General features: G+C 65.1%; 4 protein-coding genes. 2 read left to right on the top strand and 2 right to left on the bottom strand.

From position 1 onward, the window contains the following. Window positions 1-171: 171 nt before the first annotated feature. Window positions 172-432 (bottom strand): hypothetical protein, encoded by a 261-nt coding sequence (locus tag ACT4OC_RS09630; RefSeq protein WP_444838746.1) that lies wholly within the window; start codon window positions 430-432, stop codon window positions 172-174. 202 nt (window positions 433-634) lie between these two features. Between ACT4OC_RS09630 and ACT4OC_RS09625 the strand changes: the two genes are divergently transcribed. Further along, complete coding sequence (locus ACT4OC_RS09625; protein ID WP_444838745.1) at window positions 635-868, top strand: hypothetical protein; 234 nt, start codon at window positions 635-637, stop codon at window positions 866-868. 17 nt (window positions 869-885) lie between these two features. Continuing rightward, the gene (locus ACT4OC_RS09620; RefSeq protein WP_444838744.1) at window positions 886-1083 is read left to right on the top strand and encodes a hypothetical protein; all 198 of its coding nucleotides are present in this window, start codon (window positions 886-888) and stop codon (window positions 1081-1083) included. Between the two features lie 8 nt (window positions 1084-1091). Here the strand turns inward: ACT4OC_RS09620 and ACT4OC_RS09615 are convergent, their stop codons facing one another. Next, the gene (locus tag ACT4OC_RS09615) at window positions 1092-1223 is read right to left on the bottom strand and encodes a hypothetical protein (RefSeq protein WP_444838743.1); all 132 of its coding nucleotides are present in this window, start codon (window positions 1221-1223) and stop codon (window positions 1092-1094) included. Between the last annotated feature and the right edge of the window lie 426 nt (window positions 1224-1649).

The raw sequence follows: 1649 nt of genomic DNA, 5'->3' as shown, positions 1-1649 counted from the left end.
GCCGTTGGGGTTGTTGGTTTTGTGGCTCCGTCTGTGGGGGGTGCCCGCGCCGCTCTCACGAGGGACGGTAACCCCTCACCGGGCGCTACGCGCGGACCTCTCCCGAAGGGAGAGGTGATCTTCCGATGCCGCTACAGTTCAACGTAATCTCATCAGGCACTTGCCGCCGCCTCACGCCCCGAAATCCTCCGACACGCTGCCGAAGGTCCGCAGCACCGTGATGCGGCTGTCCGGATAACCGACGCGGACGAAGGCCGCCGCGCCGGCATGCCCCAGCGTTCGCCACATGCCATGGGCACGTTCGATCGCCGCGGCGGGGCTGGCGCATTTGGCCGGCTCGCCCGGTGCGAGGTCGCGCCCTGCGAAGTCGAACGGCATGGCGATGAAATGCGTGATCTCGCCGATGGGCGTGCCTCCGGGATTTTTTCTCAACCAAGACCACCTCGCCGGATACGGCGTTGAGCTGGATCAAGCAAGCGCCCGGGCTCTCGGGAACCGTCGCGCCAACTCCCATGCGGCGCGACGGCGGCAGGGAACCCAATGCGCGGCGGATGTGTTGAGTCCGCCAGGGGAGAGTTCAGCCGGGCGGGGGACCGCGCGCGACAAGTACTGCGCAACATGACGGGAGACGAGCATGGCCACCTGCGAAACCTGCGGCAACGACTACGACAAGGCGTTCAACGTCGTCATGAAGGGCGAATCCCACACCTTCGACAGCTTCGAATGCGCCATCCACGCGCTGGCCCCGACCTGCAAGCATTGCGGCACGCGCATCGTCGGCCATGGGCTCGAGAGCAGCGGCGTATTCTATTGCTGCGATCACTGCGCGCAGCAGGACGGGGTGCGGAAATTGCGCGACCGCGTGTGAAGCGATCGGGCCGTTCGATGCCCTATGCACTGTTCGATCGCGAACGCCGGATCGGCGCCGTGCTTCCCTCCGTGGCGGAGGTCTGGAAGCAGGCGCTCGAAGTCGGGTTGATCGACGACGTTCCGGTGGCAGACCAGGCGCCCGGCCAGGTGCTGCCCGCGGGATATCATGTCGAGCAGGTCCCGCCCGAGGAGGAGAGCGAGCCGCGGTCCTGAGGCGGCCGCTACTCGTCTCGCTCCAGATAACTGGCGTGCAGGCTGACGGGATAGGCCGACCCGTCGAAGATGATGCGGATCCTGGTATCGGAGCGGCCGTAGCCCACCACCTTCGCCGTGGTGGACCTGTTGCGGGGCATCCGTTGCCGCCCCAATGCGCTCAATCGTACCCGGTCGCCCTTCCGGAAGTATTCTTCTTCGGCAGACATCGTCGTTTGCCCAGGTTATGTCCTGGCTTGAATAGCCCGGTTGCGCGGCCGTGCTTGTGAAGCAGGTCACGTTCTCCCGGCGACCGTCACCTTCCGGGACCCCCGGGGCGCGGAAAGAGGTAAATTCCTCCTGCCGGGCAAGTCACCCGCGAGGCTTCCGATTTTTTGAAGTCGTCGGGTCCCGGGTGCGACAATATTTCTCTTTACCGGAATTCCGATTTACGTTATACGTCCGCCCAGCCCGTGCCACCGTGAGGGACGTTTCGCGATCGTCACGAAACGTGGTGCGGGTTGCGATGGGCCGCTTGCTGCGTCAGGTGCTTGCACCGGGCGAAACGCTAGCTGCGGACGGCGAAG

The organism is Bradyrhizobium sp., from assembly GCF_052389815.1.
Classification (GTDB): Bacteria; Pseudomonadota; Alphaproteobacteria; order Rhizobiales; family Xanthobacteraceae; genus Bradyrhizobium.
The sequence above is the reverse complement of the archived record's forward strand: the minus strand, read 5'-3'. Positions and strand labels throughout refer to the sequence as shown.